Annotated in this window: 21 protein-coding genes; 20 read left to right on the plus strand and 1 reads right to left on the minus strand. The window is 59.4% G+C overall.

What is annotated here, in order from left to right; translation table 11 throughout:
- Window positions 1-278 precede the first annotated feature (278 nt).
- The 3 genes from ASD05_RS00365 (at window position 279) to pdxA (ending at window position 3,506) form a co-directional block, all read left to right on the plus strand.
- Window positions 279-1,631, plus strand: a complete 1,353-nt coding sequence (locus tag ASD05_RS00365) for an MFS transporter (protein WP_056586070.1) — start codon at window positions 279-281, stop codon at window positions 1,629-1,631.
- On the plus strand, window positions 1,628-2,401 hold the full coding sequence (locus tag ASD05_RS00370; protein ID WP_056586072.1) for a Nif3-like dinuclear metal center hexameric protein: 774 nt from the start codon (window positions 1,628-1,630) through the stop codon (window positions 2,399-2,401). Before ASD05_RS00365 ends, ASD05_RS00370 begins: the two co-directional genes overlap by 4 nt.
- Window positions 2,402-2,465: 64 nt before the next feature.
- Window positions 2,466-3,506, plus strand: coding sequence for a 4-hydroxythreonine-4-phosphate dehydrogenase PdxA (gene pdxA / locus ASD05_RS00375; protein WP_056586075.1), 1,041 nt, complete (start codon window positions 2,466-2,468; stop codon window positions 3,504-3,506).
- 4 nt (window positions 3,507-3,510) lie between these two features.
- On the opposite strand, the gene mscL is transcribed toward pdxA, so the two are convergent.
- The gene (mscL, locus tag ASD05_RS00380) at window positions 3,511-3,939 is read right to left on the minus strand and encodes a large conductance mechanosensitive channel protein MscL (protein WP_056586078.1); all 429 of its coding nucleotides are present in this window, start codon (window positions 3,937-3,939) and stop codon (window positions 3,511-3,513) included.
- Window positions 3,940-4,437: 498 nt separating this feature from the next.
- Between mscL and ASD05_RS00385 the strand changes: the two genes are divergently transcribed.
- From ASD05_RS00385 to ASD05_RS00450, 17 genes are all read left to right on the plus strand, one after another.
- Window positions 4,438-5,550 carry a polysaccharide biosynthesis/export family protein gene (locus ASD05_RS00385; protein ID WP_321164646.1) on the plus strand — a complete coding sequence of 371 codons (1,113 nt, stop codon included), beginning with the start codon at window positions 4,438-4,440 and terminating at the stop codon, window positions 5,548-5,550.
- Window positions 5,551-5,682: 132 nt separating this feature from the next.
- Complete coding sequence (locus ASD05_RS00390; protein ID WP_056586081.1) at window positions 5,683-6,984, plus strand: nucleotide sugar dehydrogenase; 1,302 nt, start codon at window positions 5,683-5,685, stop codon at window positions 6,982-6,984.
- A 28-nt stretch (window positions 6,985-7,012) separates the two neighbouring features.
- Window positions 7,013-7,960, plus strand: coding sequence for a Gfo/Idh/MocA family protein (locus ASD05_RS00395; RefSeq protein WP_056586091.1), 948 nt, complete (start codon window positions 7,013-7,015; stop codon window positions 7,958-7,960).
- A 17-nt stretch (window positions 7,961-7,977) separates the two neighbouring features.
- Entirely contained in the window at window positions 7,978-8,568 is a 591-nt protein-coding gene (locus ASD05_RS00400; protein WP_056586093.1) for an N-acetyltransferase, read from the plus strand.
- On the plus strand, window positions 8,565-9,650 hold the full coding sequence (locus ASD05_RS00405; protein ID WP_056586099.1) for a DegT/DnrJ/EryC1/StrS family aminotransferase: 1,086 nt from the start codon (window positions 8,565-8,567) through the stop codon (window positions 9,648-9,650). The genes ASD05_RS00400 and ASD05_RS00405 overlap by 4 nt, the downstream gene beginning before the upstream one ends.
- 6 nt (window positions 9,651-9,656) lie before the next feature.
- Window positions 9,657-11,051, plus strand: a complete 1,395-nt coding sequence (locus tag ASD05_RS29235) for an oligosaccharide flippase family protein (protein ID WP_082571925.1) — start codon at window positions 9,657-9,659, stop codon at window positions 11,049-11,051.
- 141 nt (window positions 11,052-11,192) lie between these two features.
- Window positions 11,193-12,374 (plus strand): hypothetical protein, encoded by a 1,182-nt coding sequence (locus ASD05_RS00410; protein WP_056586102.1) that lies wholly within the window; start codon window positions 11,193-11,195, stop codon window positions 12,372-12,374.
- Window positions 12,375-12,427: 53 nt separating this feature from the next.
- A complete protein-coding gene (locus ASD05_RS29865) occupies window positions 12,428-13,252 on the plus strand; it encodes a hypothetical protein (protein WP_157609910.1) in 825 nt (274 codons plus the stop codon).
- 74 nt (window positions 13,253-13,326) lie between these two features.
- Window positions 13,327-14,409 (plus strand): hypothetical protein, encoded by a 1,083-nt coding sequence (locus ASD05_RS29870; RefSeq protein ID WP_157609911.1) that lies wholly within the window; start codon window positions 13,327-13,329, stop codon window positions 14,407-14,409.
- Between the two features lie 8 nt (window positions 14,410-14,417).
- Window positions 14,418-15,461, plus strand: a complete 1,044-nt coding sequence (locus ASD05_RS00415) for a polysaccharide biosynthesis protein (protein ID WP_056586104.1) — start codon at window positions 14,418-14,420, stop codon at window positions 15,459-15,461.
- Window positions 15,462-15,465: 4 nt separating this feature from the next.
- Window positions 15,466-16,593, plus strand: coding sequence for a UDP-2-acetamido-2,6-beta-L-arabino-hexul-4-ose reductase (wbjC, locus tag ASD05_RS00420; RefSeq protein ID WP_056586107.1), 1,128 nt, complete (start codon window positions 15,466-15,468; stop codon window positions 16,591-16,593).
- A gap of 24 nt (window positions 16,594-16,617) precedes the next feature.
- Window positions 16,618-17,754 (plus strand): non-hydrolyzing UDP-N-acetylglucosamine 2-epimerase, encoded by a 1,137-nt coding sequence (gene wecB / locus ASD05_RS00425; RefSeq protein ID WP_056586109.1) that lies wholly within the window; start codon window positions 16,618-16,620, stop codon window positions 17,752-17,754.
- A 3-nt stretch (window positions 17,755-17,757) separates the two neighbouring features.
- Window positions 17,758-18,993, plus strand: a complete 1,236-nt coding sequence (locus ASD05_RS00430; RefSeq protein WP_056586112.1) for a glycosyltransferase family 4 protein — start codon at window positions 17,758-17,760, stop codon at window positions 18,991-18,993.
- A complete protein-coding gene (locus ASD05_RS00435) occupies window positions 18,990-19,595 on the plus strand; it encodes a sugar transferase (RefSeq protein ID WP_056586117.1) in 606 nt (201 codons plus the stop codon). Before ASD05_RS00430 ends, ASD05_RS00435 begins: the two co-directional genes overlap by 4 nt.
- Window positions 19,592-20,251 (plus strand): acetyltransferase, encoded by a 660-nt coding sequence (locus tag ASD05_RS00440; protein ID WP_082571926.1) that lies wholly within the window; start codon window positions 19,592-19,594, stop codon window positions 20,249-20,251. The genes ASD05_RS00435 and ASD05_RS00440 overlap by 4 nt, the downstream gene beginning before the upstream one ends.
- Window positions 20,252-20,257: 6 nt before the next feature.
- Window positions 20,258-21,448 (plus strand): DegT/DnrJ/EryC1/StrS family aminotransferase, encoded by a 1,191-nt coding sequence (locus ASD05_RS00445; protein WP_056586124.1) that lies wholly within the window; start codon window positions 20,258-20,260, stop codon window positions 21,446-21,448.
- Window positions 21,445-21,813: a VanZ family protein gene (locus tag ASD05_RS00450; protein WP_056586127.1), complete on the plus strand. Its 369-nt coding sequence runs from the start codon at window positions 21,445-21,447 to the stop codon at window positions 21,811-21,813. Before ASD05_RS00445 ends, ASD05_RS00450 begins: the two co-directional genes overlap by 4 nt.
- Window positions 21,814-21,918 lie beyond the last annotated feature (105 nt).

Consider the following 21,918-nt stretch of genomic DNA (forward strand, 5'->3'; position numbering starts at 1 on the left):
GACGTTGGAAGGCTGCCGTGGAGCGCAGCGATGTTGTCAATTGTCCCTCAACCGCACGGAACAGAAACCGCGCCACGCGGTCGAGATTGGGCTGACTGCCTGCGTGAATCCGGGTTAACCCGTAGCATCGCCCAGCAGGTCCCACCCGGCCCATGTTTCCCCGGCCTCCCGCGCTGCCCACCCGGCGGAAGCGGCCAGGCATTTCGTCGGCGCGCCATTTTTCCGTTTTCTCACCCGGTTTCGCGGGCTGGCGCGCGGTCACGACCTTCCTGCCAGCCATGACTTCACAAGCAACCCTCCCGGACGGCGCGCAGCCGGCACCGGCACGCACGCTCGGTTCGAGCGACTACAAGACCCTCGGCCTGTCCGCCCTCGGCGGCACCCTGGAGTTCTACGACTTCGTCATCTACGTGTTCTTCGCCACGGTGCTCGGGGCGCTGTTCTTCCCGGCCGACATGCCCGACTGGCTGCGGCAGCTGCAGACCTTCGGCATCTTCGCGGCGGGCTACCTGGCGCGCCCGGTGGGCGGGATCGTCATCGCGCATTTCGGCGACATCTTCGGCCGCAAGCGCATGTTCACGCTGTCGATCTTCCTGATGGCGGCGCCCACGCTGGTGATCGGCCTGCTGCCGACCTACGCGAGCATCGGCGTCGCGGCGCCCCTGCTGCTGCTGGCCATGCGCGTGCTGCAGGGCGCGGCCATCGGCGGCGAGATGCCCGGCGCCTGGGTGTTCGTGGGCGAGCACGTTCCGGCCAGGCGCTACGGCTTCGGCATCGGCATGCTGACCTCGGGCATCACCGGCGGCATCCTGCTGGGTTCGCTGGTTGCGGTGGCCATCAACCGGCACTATTCGCCGGTGCAGGTGAGCGAGTTCGCCTGGCGCCTTCCCTTTGTGCTGGGCGGTGTGTTCGGGCTGGTGTCGGTGTACCTGCGCCGCTTCCTGCACGAGACGCCGGTGTTCAAGGAGCTGGCCGGGCGCCGCAGCGTGGCGCGCGAGATGCCGCTGCGCACCGTGCTGCGCGAGCACCGCTTGGCCTGCGTGTACGTTGCGCTGCTGACCTGGGTGCTGTCGGCCGCCATCGTGGTCGTGGTGCTGTACACGCCCACCTACCTGCAGAAGGTGCACCACATTCCCGCCGCGCTGGCGCTCGAAGCCAACGCGCTCGCCACGCTGACCCTGACGCTCGGCTGCATGCTGGCCGGCTGGGCCAGCGACCGCGTCGGCACACGCACCGTCATGCTGATCGGCTGGGGCGGCCTGTTCGCCACGGCCTACCTGTTCTACAGCGGGCTGCCCGGCACGCCGTCGACGCTCTACGCGCACTACGCACTGGTGGGCCTGTTCGTGGGCACCATCGCCACGGTGCCGATCGCGGGCGTGCGCGCCTTCCCGGCGCCGGTGCGCTTCACCGGGCTTTCGTTTGCCTACAACATGTCGTACGCGGTCTTCGGCGGACTGACCCCGGTGATCCTCACGCTCTGGCTGCAGCGCGACACCATGGCGCCGGCGCACTACGTGGCGGCGCTGGCCGGGCTGGGCTTCCTGCTGGCGCTGTTGCCACTGGCCGCTCGTGGCCATGCCATGCGGGATGGCGCGGCCATCGCGGGCGGCGCGACAATGGCGCGATGAGCACCACCCGCCACGAACTGCTTCACGCATTCGACCTGCTGCTCGCCCCCGGGCGCTTCAAGGACTACGGACCCAACGGCCTGCAGGTCGAAGGGCGCACCGTGGTGCGCAAGATCGTTTCGGGCGTAACCGCCAGCCGCGCGCTGATCGAGGCCGCGATCCACGCCGATGCCGATGCCATCTTCGTCCACCATGGTCTGTTCTGGCGCGGCCAGGACGGCTGCGTCACCGGCTGGATGAAGCAGCGCCTGGGCCTGCTGCTGGGCGACGACGTCAATCTCTTCGCCTATCACCTGCCGCTCGATGCGCATCCCGAGCTCGGCAACAACGCACAGCTCGGCCTGCAACTGGGGCTCGTGGCCCATGCCGGATCGGCCGGGCGCTTCGGCGAGCAGGAACTGGGTTTTCTCGGCGCGCAGGAAAACGGCGAGAGCTTCGCCAACGCCAGGACGCTCGCCACCCACGTCGAAAAAGTGCTGAAAAGGCCGGTCACGCTCGTCGACACGGCGCATCGCGCCATCAGGAACATCGCGTGGTGCACCGGCGGCGCACAGGGCTACTTCGAAGCCGCCATTGCGGCCGGTGCTGACGCCTTCATCACCGGCGAGATCTCGGAGCCCCAGGCCCACTACGCACGCGAGATGGGCGTGGCCTTCCTGGCGTGCGGGCATCACGCCACCGAACGCTACGGCGCGCCAGCCGTGGCCGGGCACGTTGCGGCGCAGCTCGGGCTGAAGCACGAGTTCATCGACATCGACAACCCGGCATGAGCGCAGCGCCGGGCCGCCCCAAGCAAGCTTGCACCGCAGTGCGGAGCACGGAGGTGCCTTTCCAATGAGCGCTGCCATCGCCATCACCCTCGGGGATCCCGCGGGCATCGGCCCCGAGATCATCGCCAAGGCCTTTCGCGACGCGCCCGATGCAACGCATGGCGCGTTCGTTGCCGGCGATGTGGGCACGGTGCGCAAGGCCTCGCAGGCGCTCGCAGCACCTGGGCTGCCGGCATGGCCGGTGCTGGAAATCGAATCCGCCGCCGAAGCCGCAACGGTGCCGCCGGGCTGCATTCCCGTGCTGCAGGTGATTGCGCCGCCATCGCCAATTGAGCTGGGCCAGATCAGCGCCGAAGCCGGCCGTGTGGCTGGCGCATGCGTCGTCTGGGCCGCGCGGGCCGCGCTGCGCGGCGAAATCGGCGCCATCGTGACCGCGCCGCTGCACAAGGAAGCGCTGTCGGCCGCCGGCTTTCCGTACCCCGGCCATACCGAGCTGCTGCAGGCCGAGGCCGCCGCCCACCTGGGCCGCACCCTGGCCGACGTGCCGGTGCGCATGATGCTGGCCAATGACGAGCTGCGCACCGTGCTCGTCAGCATCCACATGTCGCTGCGCCACGCCATCGAGGCGGTGCACTTCGACGGTGTGCTCGAAACCCTGCGCATCACCCACCGCGCGCTGACGCATGCGCTCGGCCGCGTGCCGCGCATCGGCGTGGCGGGCCTCAACCCGCATGCGGGCGAGGGCGGCCTGTTCGGTTCGGAAGAGCGCGAGATCATCGCGCCGGCCATCGAGGCCGCGCGCGCCGAAGGCATCGACGCCAACGGACCCTATGCGCCCGACACCGTCTTCATGCGCGCGCGCGCCAGGCAGGGCGTGCCGTCCAGCGGCGAGTTCGACGTGGTGGTTGCGATGTACCACGATCAGGGCCTGATTCCCGTCAAGTACCTGGGCGTGGAGAAGGGCGTGAACGTAACGCTGGGACTGCCGCTGGTGCGGACCAGCCCCGACCACGGCACCGCGTTCGACATCGCGGGCACGGGCCTGGCCGATGCGTCGAGCCTCGTCGAGGCGCTGCGCATGGCCCGGGTGCTGAAGGGCGCTTAAGGGCTTAAGGGCGCTTGAGGCTGTCGCGGATTTCGCGCAGCAGCGTGATGTCTTCCGGCGTTGCGGCCGGAGCAGGCGGCGCGGCCTCGGTCTTCCGCAGCCTGTTGATCTGCTTGACCATCATGAAGATGATGAAAGCGAGGATCACGAAGTTGACGGCCACGGTAATGAAGCTGCCATAGGCCAGCACCGGGACGCCGGCCTTCTTCAGGTCTGCCAGCGTGTTTGCCACGCCCGGGGGCGCCGTGCCCAGCACCACATAGAGGTTCGAGAAATCGAGCTTGCCGAACACCACGCCCACCAGCGGCATGATGATGTCGCCCACCAGCGAGTCGACGATCTTGCCGAACGCGGCGCCGATGATCACGCCCACCGCGAGGTCGATGACGTTGCCCTTGACGGCAAATTCCTTGAATTCACTGAGGATGCTCATGATTCAAAAGCTGCTGGAGCTCTGCTGTTGAAAGAGGGTCGAGTATGCCCGCGGAAGCACGCCGGAATCGGCCGCCCGGCGTGAAGCATTCGGCGCATTTGATCTATTTGCCTCATCCGCAATGTGGAAAGAAAAGTGCGTGCTTAGGTGTACCCAGTTTCAGTAGTTTTAGTTACAAAAGGAAACGGGACCCCCGTGGTGACTCATCTGAGCGGGGCTCCACTGTTAGGATCACGCCGCCGCTAAGACAAGCGGACCAGTAGTGACATGCAGTTGCATGTTCTCGGTTCAGCGCCTCCACGAGGCACTCTGCGCCCTGACAGTGCCCAGCAGTGTGCCTGCGGTAACCACGAATTGTGAAAAAGAATTGCACCGCAATAAGTGCGTGCGTAGTTTTTATCGCCTGCTATTTTGGCGCTAAAAAATTGGAATTTCCTTGGGGGATCGGAATTGAGAAGAAATGCAAATGTCCTGAAGTGGGCTTCGACACTGGCATGTGTGGTGGTGCTTCAAGGCTGCGCGGTCGTGCCGGGCATGGGCAACGTGGAGCCCTACGAGGCAGGGGGCGAACTGGCAAACCAGTTCCGCTATCTTCCCGACGAGGCACCCGAGGGGCAGATCACCCCCATTTCACTCGCGCTCGTGCGCACGCTGGCGCAGGCGGCTCCGAAGGGCGTCCCGCCTGAGGTCAATGCGCTGTTCGGCAAGAGCGAGCGCTACACCATCGGTTCTGGCGACGTGGTGGGCGTCATCGTTTACGACCACCCCGAACTGCTGCCGAATGCCGGCGCCGTCATTTCGCAGTCTGCGGACCCGACCGGCGTGCAGGTGGCTCCCGGCTTCATTGTCGATTCCGACGGAGAGGTCGCCTTTCCGTACATCGGCCGCGTGCGGGTGGCGGGGCTGAGCGAGGGCGATGCCTCCGACCTGATCGGCAAGCTGCTCACCCCGCACATCCGCGACCCGCAAGTGACCGTGCGCATCCAGTCGTTCCGCAGCCGCCGTGCGTATGTAGAAGGCGAAGTGCGCACCCCCGGCTCGCAGATCTTCACCGACGTGCCGATGACGCTGAACGAAGCCATCAACCGGGCCGGCGGCATTACGGCCGCGGGCAACCGCTCGGCGGTCACGCTCATTCGCAACGGCCAGTCGATCCGGATCGACATGACCAGGCTGCGCGAAGCCGGCTACGACGGCAACAGCATTCCGCTGAAGAACGGCGACACCGTGCGCGTGGCCAACCGGGAAGACGACAAGGTCTTCCTCATGGGCGAAGTCGTAGCTCCGCTGGCATTGCCCATGCGAAGCAACGGCCGCCTCAGCTTGAGCGAAGCGCTGGGCGAAGCCGGGGGCACGTTGAATTCCACCGCCAACGCCGGCCAGATCTACGTCATTCGCCAGGGCGCCACAGGTGCACCCGCCATCTTCAACCTCAATGCGCGGAACCCGGCAGCGCTTGCCATTGCGAGCCAGTTCCGACTGCAGTCGCAGGACGTGGTCTATATCGACCCCGTGCCGCTGGTCAAGTGGAACCGCGTGGTCAGCTTGATCCTGCCGTCGGCGACGGTGGCCAATGCCGCCAGCGAGATCTACGTCAGGCACACGAACTGAAGCCGAGGCCTGTTCTTTCTCTGACGAGATGCGGGGAGTGGACGGGCCTTTGAAGGTGACGGTTCAGGTGCGATAGGGCGACGGCTTCCATCGAGAGGACGCTGTCGAAGTTCTTGTTCCAGCGTTCCCATCATGCAAGCCATTCATCCAAATCAACCCATTGCAATCATCGGCCTTGGTTATGTAGGCCTACCTCTTGCCGTGGAGTTCGGCAAGAAGCGTTCCGTGGTCGGGTTCGACATCAATGCCAAGCGCATTGCCGAACTGCAAGGGGGGCATGACCACACCCTGGAAGTCACGCCGGAAGAGCTGAAGGCTGCCACGCAGTTGGCCTTCACGTCGCATGCCGACGACCTGCGCGATTGCGCCGTTTTCATCGTGACTGTGCCGACGCCCATCGACAACGCCAACCGGCCCGACCTGACGCCCTTGGTAAAGGCCAGCGAATCCGTTGGCAAGGTGATGCGCCAGGGCGCGATCGTGATCTTCGAGTCGACCGTGTATCCGGGCGCCACCGAGGAAGTTTGCGTGCCTGTGCTGGAAAAGTTCAGCGGCAAGAAGTTCAACGTCGACTTCTTCTGCGGCTACAGCCCGGAGCGGATCAATCCGGGTGACAAGGTCAACACGCTCACCAAGATCAAGAAGATCACCAGCGGCAGCACCCCTGAAGTCGCAGACGTGGTCGATGGCCTTTACAACGAGATCATCACTGCCGGTACACACAAGGCCGCCAGCATCAAGGTGGCCGAGGCTGCCAAGGTGATCGAGAACACGCAGCGCGACCTGAACATTGCATTGGTCAACGAGCTCTCCGTGATCTTCGAGCGCCTGGGCATCGACACGCTCGATGTGCTTGAAGCTGCCGGCAGCAAATGGAACTTCTTGCCGTTCCGTCCGGGCCTGGTGGGTGGGCACTGCATCGGCGTGGACCCCTACTACCTGACGCACAAGGCAGAACAGGTCGGCTATCACCCTCAAGTCATTCTGGCTGGCCGTCGCATCAACGACAACATGGCGCGCTACGTTGCCCGCAACACCATCAAGCTGATGTTGAAGAACGGCATGGACGTGCCTCGCTGCCGCATCGGCGTGCTGGGCATCACGTTCAAGGAAAACTGCCCGGACATCCGCAACAGCAAGATCGTGGACATGGTGCGCGAGTTCGAGGCGTGGGGCGCTTCCGTCGAAGTCGTGGACCCATGGGCTGACGCCGAAGAGGTGGACCACGAGTACGGCATTCGACTTGGCCAGATCGACGCCGCACATCCGGTCGATGCGCTCGTTGTCGCAGTGGGCCACAACCAGTACCGCCGCGCGACCATGGCCGAGTTGCGCGCTCTGTGCCGTGGTGAGCAACCCGTGCTGGTCGACGTCAAGAGCCTGTTCGGTGCGCAGGAGGCGCGCGACAGCGGCTTCTCGTTGTTCCGCTTGTAAGCCATCTCCCGTTTGCTTCTTCTTCGACATGAAAAACTTTGCTCTGATCGGCGCCGCCGGATACATCGCCCCGCGCCACATGCGTGCCATCAAGGACACGGACAACCATCTTGCGGTGGCCTACGACATCAACGATTCGGTCGGCATCATCGACAGCATTTCGCCGCAGAGCGAGTTCTTCACCGAGTTCGAGCGCTTCTACGAGCATGCGCAGCAACTCAAGCGCAACCCCGCCACGGCGCTGGATTACGTGGCGATTTGCAGTCCCAACTACCTGCACCATCCGCACATTGCTGCAGGCCTGCGCCTGGGTTGCGACGTGATCTGCGAAAAGCCGCTGGTACCCACGCCCGAGCTGGTCGATGAGTTGGAGCGCGTTGAAAAGGAAACCGGCAAGCGCGTTTTCAACATCCTGCAGCTGCGCCATCACGAAGCCATCCTGAAGCTGCGCGACAAGGTGGCAGCGGCGCCCGCGGAGACCAAGTTCGACGTCGAGCTGACCTACATCACCTCGCGCGGCAAGTGGTACATGGAAAGCTGGAAGGGCGACAACCGCAAGTCGTTCGGCGTGGCGACCAACATTGGCGTGCACTTCTACGACATGCTGCACTTCATCTTCGGCAAGCTGCAGCGCAACGTGGTGCACTACAGCGGCACGGCAAAGGCGGCGGGCTACCTCGAATACGAACGCGCGCGCGTGCGCTGGTTCTTGTCCATCGATGCCAACGATCTGCCGGCCGATGTGAAGGGCAAGAAGACCACCTTCCGCAACATCGACATCAGCGGCGAGAAGCTCGAATTTTCGGAAGGCTTCACCGACCTGCACACGGTGAGCTACAAGGAAATTCTGGCCGGTCGTGGCTATGGCCTCGAAGATGCGCGCCACTGCATCGAGACCGTCAACGTGATTCGCAGCGCCACGCCCGTCCAAGGCGAGCAGGGCGAAGTGCATCCGTTCGTGCGGCATCTCGCCTGACGCGCCGCGAGCTCCGCATGGCATACAAAGCCCACCCCACCGCGATCATCGACGAGGGCGCCCGCATCGGCGACGGCACCCGCATCTGGCATTGGGTGCACGTCAGCGCGCAGGCTTCCATCGGCGAGGGCTGCTCGCTCGGCCAGAACGTCTATGTAGGCAACGACGTTTCCATAGGCAATAACGTCAAGATCCAGAACAACGTCAGCGTCTACGACGCAGTGACGCTGGAGGACGACGTGTTCTGCGGACCGAGCATGGTCTTCACCAACGTCTACAACCCGCGCTCTGCCGTCACACGCAAGGACGAATATCGCCGCACCCTCGTGAAGCGGGGCGCCACGTTGGGCGCCAACTGCACCATCGTCTGCGGCAACACCGTGGGCGAATTTGCCTTCATCGGCGCGGGTGCCGTGATCAACAGGAACGTGCCGGCCTTTGCGCTCATGGTCGGAGTACCTGCCAAGCAGATCGGCTGGATGAGCGAGTTTGGCGAGCAGCTTGCACTGCCGCTGCAGGGGGCAGCTGAAGCCGTTTGCGCGCACACCGGCGCGCGTTATGTACTCGACGGCAATGCCGTGACCAAGCTGGAAACGAAGGCACCATGATCGAATTCATCGACCTCAAGACTCAGCAAGCCCGTATCAAGGACCAGATCGACGCGGCCATCCAGCGCGTGCTGGCACACGGTCAATACATCCTCGGCCCCGAAGTCGCCGAGTTGGAAGAGAAGCTTGCGGCCTATACGGGCGCCAGGCATTGCATCACCGTGGCCAACGGCACGGATGCCTTGCAGATCGCCCAAATGGCGCTCGGCATTGGGCCGGGCGATGAAGTCATTACTCCAGGCTTCACCTACATCGCTACTGCTGAAACGGTAGCGTTGCTGGGCGCCAAGCCGGTGTATGTAGACATCGATGCGCGCACCTACAACTTAGACCCAGCGCTCTTGGAAACTGCGATCACTCTGCGGACCAAGGCCATTGTTCCAGTGAGCCTATATGGCCAGTGCGCTGATTTCGACGCGATCAATGCCATTGCCGCCAAACACGGGATTCCGGTGATCGAGGATGCGGCGCAGAGTTTTGGCGCTACCTACAAGGGGCGCAAGAGTTGCAATCTCAGCACCATTGCGTGCGCCAGCTTCTTTCCCAGCAAGCCACTGGGTTGCTATGGGGATGGGGGCGCCATCTTCACCAACGATGACGAACTGGCCAAGGTGATGCGGCAGATTGCTCGGCATGGGCAGGATCGGCGGTATCACCATGTGCGGGTGGGGGTGAACAGTCGGCTGGATACGTTGCAGGCCGCGGTACTGCTGGCGAAGCTTGAGATCTTCGACGACGAAATCGCTAGCCGTCAGCGTGTGGCTGCGGAGTACGGACGCTTGTTGAATGAGGTTGGCGTAGCTATGACTCCGCACGTCGAGTCGCACAGCCAGAGTGCTTGGGCGCAATACACCGTGCGCGTTAGCGATCGCGAGGCGTTACAGAGCCGTATGAAGCAGGCCGGCGTGCCGACTGTTGTGCATTACCCAATTCCTTTGAATCAGCAGCCTGCAGTGGCAGATGAGTGGGCCAGATTGCCAGTAGGTGATGCGGTAGCGCGGGAGGTTCTGAGCTTGCCGATGCATGCGTACCTAGCTTCCTCCGAGCAAGCCGCAATAGCTACAGCCTTGATCCCTGGTTGAACGCAGATGCCCCTGCGTCAAGTAGTGTTGGTGCTGCGCGCGCGGCTCCGATCGATGAACCGAACTGGCTTTGCACGCTCTGTTGGCGTGCTGGTAGGGGGGACTGCATTTGCGCAGGCCTTTTCCATCTTGGTGTTGCCACTTGTCACTAGGCTGTACACGCCCGCCGATTTCAGCGTCCTCGCGGTATTCGCTTCTATTTTGTCGATCGTCTCGGTTGCCGCGTGCCTGCGACTAGAGATCGCGATTCCGCTACCCGAAGATGATGAGGATGCCGCCAACCTGTTGGCAGTGGCATTGTGCACCTGCACTATCGTCGCCGTGTTAGCAGGGGTTGTGATCTGGTGTTTTCCGGCGCAAATTACGGCTTTGGTGGGTCAACCTGCATTGCGCCCATATTTATGGCTGCTACCCATAGGCATTTGGCTCGGGAGTGCCTACGCAGCAGTCCAATTCTGGGCTACTCGCAAGAAGCGTTTTAGCGGGATTGCCAAAACCCGAATGACCCAAGCGATAGGGGGGGCTGGAACTCAGATCGGAATGGGTTGGGCTGGACTCGCTCCTTTGGGGTTGCTGGTAGGGCAAGTAGTCAACAGCGGCGCAGGATTGCTTGGATTGGGACGTGTGGCACTCCGTGAGGATCGAACCGCCTTTCAAAGAGTGAATTGGAGTGGCATGAGTCGCGTTTTTCGGAAATACGACCGCTTTCCTAAATATTCCACTTTCGAAGCATTCGCTAACAGCGCCAGCATTCAGCTCCCGGTTCTTTTCATCGCCGGAATTGCCGTGGGCCCTGAAGCCGGTTATTTGATGTTGGCGATGCGCGCCATGGCTGTGCCGATGGGCTTAATCGGTGCCGCAGTCTCGCAGGTTTATTTATCGCGAGCGCCTGAGGAATTGCGCGCTAGGCGGCTCTCCGGATTTACTCTGCAAATAATTGGCGGCTTGGCTAAAAGTGGCGTAGGGCCTTTGTTATTTGCCGGAATTGTCTCGCCGACATTTTTTCCATTGATATTTGGGGAGAAATGGTTGCGAGCTGGCGAACTGGTGGCTTGGATGACCCCTTGGTTTGTCATGCAGTTTTTAGCATCTCCAATTTCTATGACCTTGCATGTAACCGGAAACCAGCGTAGTGCGTTAAATCTGCAGCTATTTGGTTTGCTGCTACGGGTTGGTAGTGTGGTACTAGCTGGATTGTGGATGCAATCGCGGATTGTTGAAGTCTACGCTGTTTCTGGATTTATTTTTTATTCCCTATATTTGTACGTGGTGGTTCGAATGGCAGGAGTAAAAATGGCCGAATTATTGAATGTCTTGATTGCAGCTTTTCGTAGCGCTTTTGTTTGGATGGTTGCAGGAGTAATTTTGGTTGCCAGCTCGTCGGTATTGCCGAAATTCTGAGTGCGACACGAAGAGCGAGCAAGCTTTTAAAAACGCTGGTTTGTTTTGGCTATTTATGGGTTAAAAATCATTAATAGTCCGATAGGTTTTTACGGTGTGCTCGGAGAGTTTTATGACTGAAAATTCCGTCGAAATAAAATAATGAAATATCCACTCGATGCCAAGCAACTGGGTCAAGATTACTTCGATCTTGCGATAGTCTTCTTCGTGTTGCTTGTTTCTTACGCAGTTAAATTTGCGGAGTTAGTCGAACTAGATGTGGTCGTCGTCGGCTGGACCGCGGTGATGCTCTATGCCCTGTATAGAGTGAGGCTGAGTTTGTTTTTTATCCCGGCAATTTTTTATCTTGTGCTCTTTCTGGCCTACTTGAGTGGCACGGTTTTCGTCCCGCTCAATCCTGCTGAACTTGAGTATGGCCGCGTTTTATTGACGTCTTTTATTCTCTCAACCCTCGTCTTCGGACTGATGATTAAAAAAAATGGCGCTTCTGGAATTGCTGCAGGAAGCTCATTGAGCGCGCGATGGATTTCCTACCTGGGGTTAATTGCTATAACCGCGTGGACGATATTTGTCTACACGGAAGGAAAGAACATCGGGGGCTCGGTCGTTAAGGAGTATGGAGGGGCTAATTATCTGACAAGCTCCGATTTGCTGGCAATGTTTTCGTTGTCGGTATTGGGCTCGCGAAACATTTCGACAAAAGAAAGTTTGATTTTTTTCGCGATTTCCGTAATGGCGCTGATTTTTCTTGGTTCTCGCGCTTCTTTGCTTATTTTTTGCGTCGCATACATTTTTTGCGTCGGCCAAATTCGAGGAAGAAATAAGCTGATCATCTTCTTTGGGGTTTTGTTAATTGCCGTTGCTCTTGGTCTTGCAGTTCAGAGCGATGAGTCTGATTTATTTTTTAGATTCAAGACCCTGTATGACTTAGGGGGAGATGAAAGTTTGACCGCACGGGAGGTTTTCTTTTCGAGCTATGTGTCGACGATTGATCAACGGGTCGAGTGTTTATTTTTGCCCTGCATGCCTGCTAGTGGCGACTATGTACACAGCATAATTTCAGTCCACCAATATTTCGGCATCGCTGGTGTCGTTGCCATTGCATTTTTATTGGCGCTGGTTTTGATGTACTACCTGAAATTTCGAAATTTCCTCCTTCCCGGTTTATTTTTCTACGTGTGCATCAATATGTTTTTCGCTCGCGCGTGGGTGTCGCTGGTGTTTCCTGTTTTTATTGGAATGCTCCTGTTTTTTGCGACGAAGGTCCTCGTTGCAACTAAAAAAGGGAGTCCATTGATCGGCAAAACTGAACTGTCGCACTAGAAAAAGTTGAGTTCGCATTCAGAATTCCAAACTGGTGAAAATTCGAGCAATCCATGAAAATATTCATTGTTTTATTATTCTCTTTTGGATTGAGTTGCGGGCAGCCAATTTTTGCAGAGCCTTCCCAAAAGAAATTTATGGTTGTGCAGTCAATGCATTACAAGGGCGGGGTGGATGTTTCCGAATTTGGCGTTGGTAGGAATCCGATTATTTACGAGTCATCGTTGCTTCCTTCCAAGTCCTCGGATCAAATCGCTCGAGGAGCTGTTTTTGATGGACTGGTCGCTAGCCTAGAAAAAGGGCCTCTTCCGACTGTCATCGATATAGAGCGATGGTCTATTTACACGGAAAATGAGATCGAGCGAGTCAAGAACAAAGAGAAGTTTTTGGAAATACTGAAGCGAATTCGCGCCGCTCGCCCCGAAATTTCATTTGGTTTCTACGGCGTGATTCCCGAGCGAACCTATTGGCCACTTGTTGATAAAAATAAATTAGCTGAAAAACGCACGTGGGAAACTCTTAACAATAAAGCGTTGGCCGATTTTGCGCCTTACGTCGATGCAATTTATCCTTCTCTCTACACGTTCTATGAAGATCAGGCAGGGTGGCGACGCTATGCGGAAGAAACTTTGAAGGTGGCCCGAAAATTTGGCAAGCCAGTTTATTGCTACTTGTGGCCCCAATACCATAGCAGCAATCTCAGGCTTAAAGAGAAATATCTGCCCGTGGACTATTGGGGCATGGAGCTGGAGACCTGCTACCAATACGCCGATGGGATCGTGATTTGGAATTACGAACCTGATGTGAGTTGGGATCCTAATGCTCTATGGTGGCAGCAGACGCTAAAATTTTTGAAATCTCATGCGATAAAAAACTAAGACACTGCATTGTTTGTGTCGAATCTTTCTTTGCGGGTCGATTTTTATTTTGGCTTTGATTGCTGAGGCTGGTAATGAAGAATTTTATTGTTTTTAGTAAAAGCAATTGGGATGAGTCGCCGCGGTTGCGACACCAGCTAACAAATCTTCTTTTGAATTCCGGGAATAACGTCATTTTCGTGCAAAAGCCATTGTTTTTTTGGCAGCGCCGGAGGAATGATTTTCCGATCAGTGACGGCGGGCTCGCAATTGTCACTACGAAGCAGATTTTTCATCATCAACTCCGTTTTTTCTTCCTTTTAAGATGGATTAATAATCTATTTGAAATTTTTAGCATTAAGGCAAATTTGCCATCAAGGCTTTGCGAAAATGCAATTGTGATAAATTTCAATTACGATTACTACTTTTTGAGATCGGTTTTCGGGAGTAATAAAATTATTACAATCGTGAACGACGATTTTGTTGCGCAGGCTAAACTCGCGGGCAAGGCCCGCGTACGAAATGCTTTGGCCAAAACTTGCGGCGTTAGCGATGCTGTTTTAACTGTGTCGTATCCCTTAATGCAGCAACTATCTGCTTGGTGCAAACCGAAGCTTTTTTTTCCTTGGAGTGATGATCGGTATAGTTTGCCGAATTCTGATTCGCTTAGGAATGCTGTTTTGATCTGGGCATCGATTAATGAAATTATTGACTTTGAACTGCTTGCTAATGTTTCTCGACGGCTTCCCCAGATAAATTTCTATCTTGTCGGCCCACTCGCAACGGCGAGCAAAACTGTCGTTTCAGATTTGTGTGCTGTTTGCAAGAATATCTTCTACTTGCCGCCCTCGACCCTGGAAGCTCTCCCGTTAGAAAAATTCTTCGCAGGTTTAATGCCTTATAAAGCCGGTGTTCCCTCTACAGAAGCTGTAACCCTCGCGAACAAGTCGCTGAGGCTGATGAGTAGAGGATTGCCACTGATTGTTCACGGGATGCCAAACTTCCTGGAGCATGAGGCAATATTTTCTTGCAGCGGAGAATTGGAGATGGCAAAAAAAATCGAATTTTGCCTGGAGAATTTTTCGGAATTGCAGGCGCCGATAAAGAAGCTAGTGGATGTAAATGGCTCTGACGATAGATACAGAGAATTTCTGAAAATCCTTAACGAAATTAAATAGGTTGCCATATGTTTGCTGGAAAAAATCTTCTTCTCACCGGCGGCACTGGTTCCTTTGGTAACGCCGTTCTCAAAGGATTTTTAGATACCGGGATCGCTGAAATTAGAATCTTTAGTCGCGATGAAAAAAAGCAGGATGACATGCGCAAGCGCTACAACCATCCCAAGCTCAAGTTCTATATTGGTGATGTACGCGATTCGCGAAGCGTGGGTGCGGCAATGCGCGGCGTGGACTACGTCTTCCATGCGGCGGCACTCAAGCAGGTGCCTTCCTGCGAATTCCACCCAATGCAAGCAGTCCGCACCAATGTGCTCGGGACCGAGAACGTATTGGAAGCAGCAATTGCCGCAGGCGTGAAACGAGTCGTGTGCCTCAGCACCGACAAAGCCGTCTATCCAATCAACGCCATGGGCATCAGCAAAGCCATGATGGAGAAGGTGATGGTCGCCGCCAGCCGCAATCTGGAAAGCACGAACACCGTCATTTGCGGCACTCGCTACGGCAACGTCATGGCCTCGCGCGGTTCGGTCATCCCGCTGTTCGTGGAGCAGGTGCTGGCAGGCAAGCCCATCACCGTGACCGACCCGTCTATGACTCGCTTCATGATGACGCTGGAAGATGCCGTCGAACTGGTGCTGCACGCCTTTGAGCACGGCAACAACGGCGACATCTTTGTGCAGAAGGCCCCGGCAGCCACCGTGCAGGTGCTGACCCGAGCGATTCTAGAGGTGATGCGCAAACCCGATCACGAGGTGCGCGAGATCGGCACTAGGCATGGCGAAAAGCTCTATGAAGCGCTACTGAGCCGAGAGGAAATGGCCTGCGCCGAAGATCAGGGCGACTATTACCGCGTGCCGCCCGACGGCCGTGACCTGAATTACGCCAAGTATGTGGAGCAGGGCGAGCAACGCATTACCCGAAGCACGCACGGCGAAGACTACAACTCGCACAACACCACCCGTCTCGACGTCGAAGGCATGAAGAAGCTGCTGCTCAAGCTCGACTTCATGCAGCGCATTGCACGCGGTGAGGTCGCCGAGGCGCAGGAATAAGACCATGAAAGTGTTGATTACCGGCGCCCGCGGTTTCGTGGGCAAGAACCTCCAGTTGCACCTGGCTGAGCGCAAGGACGTGCAGGTGGTCTGCTTCACTCGCGACGACAGCGTGGACCAACTGCCCGCGCTGCTGCAGGGGGTGGACTTCGTGTTCCATCTCGCGGGGGTCAATCGCCCGCAGGACCCGCAGGAATTCGCCACCGGCAACGCGGAACTCACGCAGAGCCTGAGCCGCGCTGTCTGCGCAGTGGCCGAAGCCACGGGCAAGAAGGTGCCGGTCGTCTACACCTCTTCCACCCTGGCGGGGTTCGACAATCCCTACGGCCGCAGCAAGCGCGGGGCCGAGGAGACGCTGCAGGCAGCCGCTCGCAGCCACGGCATTCCAGTGCATCTCTTCCGGCTGCCCAACGTCTTCGGAAAATGGTGCCGGCCCAACTACAACTCGGCAGTGGCCACGTTCTGCCACAACATCTCGCGCGGACTCCCCATCCAGGTCAACGACCCGGCAGCGGCCGTCACGCTGGTGTATGTGGACGACGTCATCGAACGCTTCGTTCAGCTGATGGATGGCGCAGACGCCGCGGCGGACGCGGAAGGGTTCGCCACCGTGGCGCCGCAGTACACCACCACTGTGGGCGAACTGGCCCGGCAGATCCAGTCGTTCAAGGACAGCCGCAGCACCCTCATGACGGACCGCGTGGGCACGGGGCTGGTGCGGGCGCTTTATTCGACTTATGTGAGCTACCTTCCGCCCGAGTCGTTCGCCTACCCGGTGCAGCAGCATGGGGACGCGCGCGGCGTGTTCGTCGAGATGCTGAAGACGCCGGATGCCGGCCAGTTCTCGTTCTTCACCGCGCACCCCGGCATCACGCGAGGCGGTCACTACCACCACAGCAAGACCGAGAAGTTCCTGGTCATCAAGGGGCAGGCACGCTTCAAGTTCCGGCACATGCAGACCGGTGAAACCCACGAGCTGGTTACCGCTGGCGACAAATCAGAAATCGTCGAGACCGTGCCCGGTTGGACGCATGACATCACCAACATCGGCACCGAAGAAATGGTCGTCATGCTCTGGGCCAACGAGGTGTTCGACCGCGCGCGGCCAGACACCTTTGCCTGCCCGCTGTAGACCCCAGGACTTTCGATTTTCCCCATGAAAAAACTCAAAGTCATGACCGTGGTCGGCACCCGGCCTGAAATCATTCGCTTGTCGCGCGTGCTGGCCCGGCTCGACGAGCACTGCGACCACGTGCTGGTGCATACCGGCCAGAACTACGACTACGAACTCAATCAAGTCTTCTTCGACGACTTGGGCGTGCGCAAGCCCGATCACTTCCTGAACAGCGCGGCCAACGCCACCAGCGCGGCGCACACCATCGGCAACCTCATCATCGCGGTGGACCAGGTGCTGGCCGAAGTGCAGCCCGAGGCCATGCTGGTGCTGGGCGACACCAACAGCTGCCTTTCGGTGATCCCGGCCAAGCGCCGCAAGATCCCGATCTTTCACATGGAGGCGGGCAACCGTTGCTTCGACCAGCGTGTGCCCGAAGAAACCAACCGCCGCATCGTGGACCACACGGCGGATGTCAATCTCACCTACAGCACCATCGCGCGCGACTACCTCCTGCGCGAAGGGCTGCCGCCCGACCTGGTCATCAAGACTGGCAGCCCGATGTTCGAGGTGCTGACGCACTATCGCCCGCGCATCGAGGCGTCCGACGTGCTGGAGCGTTTGGGCTTGCAGGCTGAGCAGTATTTCGTGGTCAGCGCCCACCGCGAAGAGAACATCGAGTCTGCGCAGTCCTTCACCAAGCTGGTGGCTGTGTTGAATGCGGTTGCTGAAGACCATGGCTTGCCGGTCATCGTCTCCACGCACCCGCGCACGCAAAAGCGCATCGACGCAACGGGCGCGCGCTTTCATCCGCAGGTGCGGCTGCTGAAGCCGCTGGGCTTTCATGACTACGTCAAGCTGCAGTTGTCCGCCCGAGCCACCTTGTCCGACAGCGGCACGATCAACGAAGAGTCGTCGATCCTCAATTTTCCGGCGCTCAACCTGCGCGAGGCGCACGAGCGGCCCGAGGGGATGGAAGAGGCTGCCGTGATGATGGTGGGCCTCGAAGTGGAGCGTGTTCGCCAAGGCTTGGCCATTCTGGACGCCCAGCCCCGAGGCGAGGCACGCGGCCTGCGCCAGGTGGCCGACTACAGCATGCCCAATGTTTCGGACAAGGTGCTTCGCATCGTCCACAGCTACACCGACTACGTGAATCGCGTGGTCTGGAAAAAGTACTGAGGCATGGCAACTCGCGTGTTGCTGTTGACGCAGTGGTTCGACCCCGAGCCGACGTTCAAGGGCATCGTGTTCGCTCGCGAACTCGTGCGCCAGGGCTTCGAGGTCGAGGTGCTGACGGGTTTTCCCAACTACCCGGGTGGCAAGGTGTATCCGGGCTACCGCATCAAGTTGCTGCAGCGTGAAGTGATCGACGGTGTGCAGGTAACGCGCGTGCCGCTCTATCCCAACCACGACCAGTCGGCGATCAAACGGGTGTTGAACTACGCCAGCTTCGCTGCCTCATCGCTGTTCTATGGCTTATTCATGGCGCGGCGGCCCGATGTGATCTATGCCTACCATCCTCCGCTCACGGTGGGCATCACGGCCGGGCTGCTGCGGCTGCTGCGCCGCGTTCCGGTGGTCTACGACATACAGGACATGTGGCCCGATACCTTGCGCGCCACCGGCATGGTCAACAACGCCCGGGCCTTGAGCGCGGTGGCCGCCGTATGCCAATGGGTGTATCGCCGCGTGGATCACATCGCCGTCCTCTCGCCGGGTTTCAAGCGTCTGCTGCTGGAGCGTGGCGTGCCCGATGCCAAGGTCGAAGTGATCTACAACTGGGCCGATGAAGTTGCGTTGGCTTCGCCGCAGGGGCATCCGCCAGCCAGCTTCCCAGGGCCGGAAAAATTCCGCATCCTCTTTGCGGGAAACATGGGCAAGGCCCAGGCACTCGATGCGGTGCTCGACGCGGCCGCTCTCCTGCAGGCGCGCAACTCGCGGGTGTGCTTCGTGCTGCTGGGCGGCGGTGTCGAGGTGTCCCGGCTCAAGCAGCGGGCGACCGACCTGCAGTTGGGTAACGTGACCTTTCTGCCGCCGGTGCCGATGTCGGAGGTGGGGGCGTTGCTCAATGCCGCCGAGGCTCTGTTGGTTCACCTGCGCAAGGATCCGTTGTTCGAGATCACCATTCCCTCCAAGACACAGGCCTACATGGCCGTTGGCAAGCCGCTGCTGATGGCGGTCGATGGTGATGCGGCCGGGTTGGTTGCACAGTCAGGCGGCGGCGTGGTCGTTGAATCCGAAAACGCCAACGCACTGGCCGACGCCGCCGAAGCGCTCGCAGCCATGCCGCCTGACGCCTTGGTGGCCATGGGGCATGAGGCGCAGCGCTACTACCGGGAACAACTGGCCCTGAAGGTCGGCGCCGCCAAATTCGGTGCCATCTTCACGCGCCTGGCCAATGGTGCGAAATCGAAATGAAGCGCTTTTTTGACATCGTGCTCGCCTGCCTGGCGTTGCTGCTCCTGGGCCTACCGCTGTTGTTCCTGACGTGGCAGGTGCGCCGCAAACTGGGCAGTCCCGCGTTCTTTCGCCAGACGCGACCGGGCTTGCACGGGCGACCGTTCAACATGGTCAAGTTCCGCACGATGACGGACGCGCGCGGCGTCGATGGTCAGTTGTTGCCCGATGCAGATCGGTTGACGCCCTTCGGCCGCTTCCTGCGCGCCAGCAGCCTCGACGAGTTGCCCGAACTCTGGAACGTGCTCAAGGGCGACATGAGCCTGGTGGGTCCACGTCCGCTGCTGATGGACTACCTGCCTCTGTACTCCGCAGAGCAATCGCGCCGCCATGAAGTGCGCCCCGGTATCACGGGCTGGGCTCAGGTCAACGGGCGCAACGCGTTGAGCTGGGACGAGAAGTTCAAGCTCGACGTGTGGTACGTCGACCACCGGTCGCTCTGGCTCGACATCAAGATCTTGTGGCTCACCGTGCGCAAGGTGCTGGTGCGTGATGGCATCAGTGCGGCGGGCGAAGCAACGATGCCCCGATTTTTGGGCTCGCGAACAGGAGACAAGCTGTGACCCTTCCTCTCTTTGCCGTTTATGGCGCCAGCGGCTATGGCCGTGAAGTAATGCCTTTGGCACGCGAGCAATTGCGGCATCAAGGCATATCAGCCGAGCAGTTGGTGTTTGTCGACGATCACTCCGAAGTGCAGATGATGAATGGCCAGCGTGTGCTGCGCTATGCAGAATTCTTGCAGGCAGAAGCCAGCGCGCGGCATGCAGTGCTCGCCATCGCCAACAGCGCGATACGAGAGAAATTGGCTGCACGCTGCGCTGAGGACCGGGTATTGCCATGGACTGTGGCCGCTGCCAACGTAGTGATGCTGGACGATGCAGTGCTGGGGGAAGGTGCCGTATTGAGTCCCTTCGCCATGCTTACGTCCAATATCCGGATCGGGCGGTACTTTCACGCCAACATCTATAGCTATGTGGCGCACGACTGTGTAATCGGCGACTTCGTTACCTTTGCGCCCGGCGTCAAATGCAATGGCAATGTGCTCATAGAAGACCATGCATACATCGGCACCGGAGCCGTCATCAAGCAGGGCAAACCGGGCCACCCCCTCGTCATCGGTCGTGGCGCTGTCGTCGGCATGGGCGCGGTAGTCACCCGCGATGTGCCAGCCGGCGCCACTGTGGTCGGCAATCCCGCCAAACCATTCATCAAAGGTTGATTCGTCGTGTTGAATACCTCGTTCTCTCCCTGGCCCAGCTTTACAGCTGAAGAAGCCGATGCCGTGCAACGCGTGCTCCTGTCCAACAAGGTCAATTACTGGACCGGCCAGGAGTGCCGCACATTCGAAAGCGAATTCGCAGCCTGGGCAGGCACCGCACATGCGCTTGCGCTGGCCAATGGCACGCTGGCACTGGACGTGATTCTCAAGGGCATGGGCGTCGGCCCCGGCGACGAGGTGATCGTCACGCCACGCACCTTCATTGCCAGCGTGTCGTGTGTCGTGAATGCGGGGGCCACGCCGGTGTTTGCGGATGTCGATGCGCAAAGCGGCAACCTGTCGGCCGAGACCATCGCTCAAGCGATCTCGCCGCGCACCAAGGCCGTCATTTGCGTGCACCTAGCTGGTTGGCCCTGCGACATGGACCCGATCATGGCGCTCGCCGCCACGCACGGCTTCAAGGTAATCGAAGACTGTGCGCAGGCGCACGGCGCGCGCTACAAAGGCAGGTCGGTCGGCTCCATCGGCCATGCAAGTGCATGGTCTTTTTGCCAGGACAAGATCATGACCACGGGCGGCGAAGGCGGCATGGTCACGACAGACGACGAAGCGCTGTGGCGTGCCATGTGGCAGTACAAGGACCACGGCAAGAGTTACGAGGCCGTGTACGAGCGCAAGCACGCACCGGGTTTTCGATGGCTGCACGAAAGTTTTGGCACCAATTGGCGCATGCTCGAAATGCAGGCTGTCATTGGCCGCATTCAATTGAAGCGCATGACCGAATGGACCGCCGCGCGCACGCGCCACGCGCAGGCGTTGTGGGCGGCAGCACGCCCCCATTCCGCGGTGCGCGTGCCGGAGTTTCTTGCGCATCACGTCGAGGCCGGCAGTGTGCATGCGCACTACAAATGCTATGTGTACGTTCAGCCCGAGCGGTTGGCTCAAGGCTGGAGCCGCGACCGCATTGCCGATGCCATTCAGGCGCATGGCGTGCCTTGCTACCAGGGTTCGTGCTCGGAGGTTTATCTGGAGCGTGCATTCGACGGTACCGGCTGGCGGCCGACCGAACCGCTGCCCGTTGCACGCGCACTGGGCGAAACGAGCCTGATGTTTCTCGTTCATCCCACATTGACTGCTGTCGAGGTCGACAAGAGTTGCACGGTCATTGCGCAGGTGCTGGCCGAGGCGTCGGCTTGAAGCTGCAGTCCCGCTTCGCGCAGAGGGCTGCCCTTTGGCGTTGGCTGCTGTTCGTCGCAATGCTTGCGTTGCTGGTGCTCAGCCTGATGCCGCCATCGCCGCAAATGCCCAGCACGGGGTGGGACAAGAGCAACCACGCCCTGGCGTTTGCGGTGTTGGCCTTTCTTGGGAATCGGGCGTGGCCAAAACAGCCCGTCCCGGTACTTTTGGGGCTTCTGGCCTACGGAGGGCTCATCGAGGTGTTGCAGTCCTTCACGCCCGACCGGTTTGCCGAGTGGGAGGATTTGCTGGCAGACGCGGTTGGGCTCTTGCTGGGAGAGGTGCTGGCGCGGCTGGTGTGGCATCGCGCATCGGAGCGTGCATGAGGCTTGTTGCGACTGCCGGGAACTAAAATACTATTGGAAGGGGAGTTTTCAAATTGTGATTAATAGTCTTGTGCGACCACCGGGTGTCGCTGACCTGATGGGCCG

The sequence above is a fragment of the Variovorax sp. Root434 genome, assembly GCF_001426595.1.
GTDB lineage: Bacteria > Pseudomonadota > Gammaproteobacteria > Burkholderiales > Burkholderiaceae_C > Variovorax.

What these genes read in the sequence shown, in the direction of transcription:
- ASD05_RS00365 (WP_056586070.1), top strand. Translation starts at nt 279, where the DNA reads ATGACTTCACAAGCAACCCTCCCGGACGGCGCGCAGCCGGCACCGGCA.
- ASD05_RS00370 (WP_056586072.1), top strand. Translation starts at nt 1,628, where the DNA reads ATGAGCACCACCCGCCACGAACTGCTTCACGCATTCGACCTGCTGCTC.
- pdxA (WP_056586075.1), top strand. Translation starts at nt 2,466, where the DNA reads ATGAGCGCTGCCATCGCCATCACCCTCGGGGATCCCGCGGGCATCGGC.
- mscL (WP_056586078.1), bottom strand. Translation starts at nt 3,939, where the DNA reads ATGAGCATCCTCAGTGAATTCAAGGAATTTGCCGTCAAGGGCAACGTC.
- ASD05_RS00390 (WP_056586081.1), top strand. Translation starts at nt 5,683, where the DNA reads ATGCAAGCCATTCATCCAAATCAACCCATTGCAATCATCGGCCTTGGT.
- ASD05_RS00395 (WP_056586091.1), top strand. Translation starts at nt 7,013, where the DNA reads ATGAAAAACTTTGCTCTGATCGGCGCCGCCGGATACATCGCCCCGCGC.
- ASD05_RS00400 (WP_056586093.1), top strand. Translation starts at nt 7,978, where the DNA reads ATGGCATACAAAGCCCACCCCACCGCGATCATCGACGAGGGCGCCCGC.
- ASD05_RS00405 (WP_056586099.1), top strand. Translation starts at nt 8,565, where the DNA reads ATGATCGAATTCATCGACCTCAAGACTCAGCAAGCCCGTATCAAGGAC.
- ASD05_RS29235 (WP_082571925.1), top strand. Translation starts at nt 9,657, where the DNA reads ATGCCCCTGCGTCAAGTAGTGTTGGTGCTGCGCGCGCGGCTCCGATCG.
- ASD05_RS00410 (WP_056586102.1), top strand. Translation starts at nt 11,193, where the DNA reads ATGAAATATCCACTCGATGCCAAGCAACTGGGTCAAGATTACTTCGAT.
- ASD05_RS29865 (WP_157609910.1), top strand. Translation starts at nt 12,428, where the DNA reads ATGAAAATATTCATTGTTTTATTATTCTCTTTTGGATTGAGTTGCGGG.
- ASD05_RS29870 (WP_157609911.1), top strand. Translation starts at nt 13,327, where the DNA reads ATGAAGAATTTTATTGTTTTTAGTAAAAGCAATTGGGATGAGTCGCCG.
- ASD05_RS00415 (WP_056586104.1), top strand. Translation starts at nt 14,418, where the DNA reads ATGTTTGCTGGAAAAAATCTTCTTCTCACCGGCGGCACTGGTTCCTTT.
- wbjC (WP_056586107.1), top strand. Translation starts at nt 15,466, where the DNA reads ATGAAAGTGTTGATTACCGGCGCCCGCGGTTTCGTGGGCAAGAACCTC.
- wecB (WP_056586109.1), top strand. Translation starts at nt 16,618, where the DNA reads ATGAAAAAACTCAAAGTCATGACCGTGGTCGGCACCCGGCCTGAAATC.
- ASD05_RS00430 (WP_056586112.1), top strand. Translation starts at nt 17,758, where the DNA reads ATGGCAACTCGCGTGTTGCTGTTGACGCAGTGGTTCGACCCCGAGCCG.
- ASD05_RS00435 (WP_056586117.1), top strand. Translation starts at nt 18,990, where the DNA reads ATGAAGCGCTTTTTTGACATCGTGCTCGCCTGCCTGGCGTTGCTGCTC.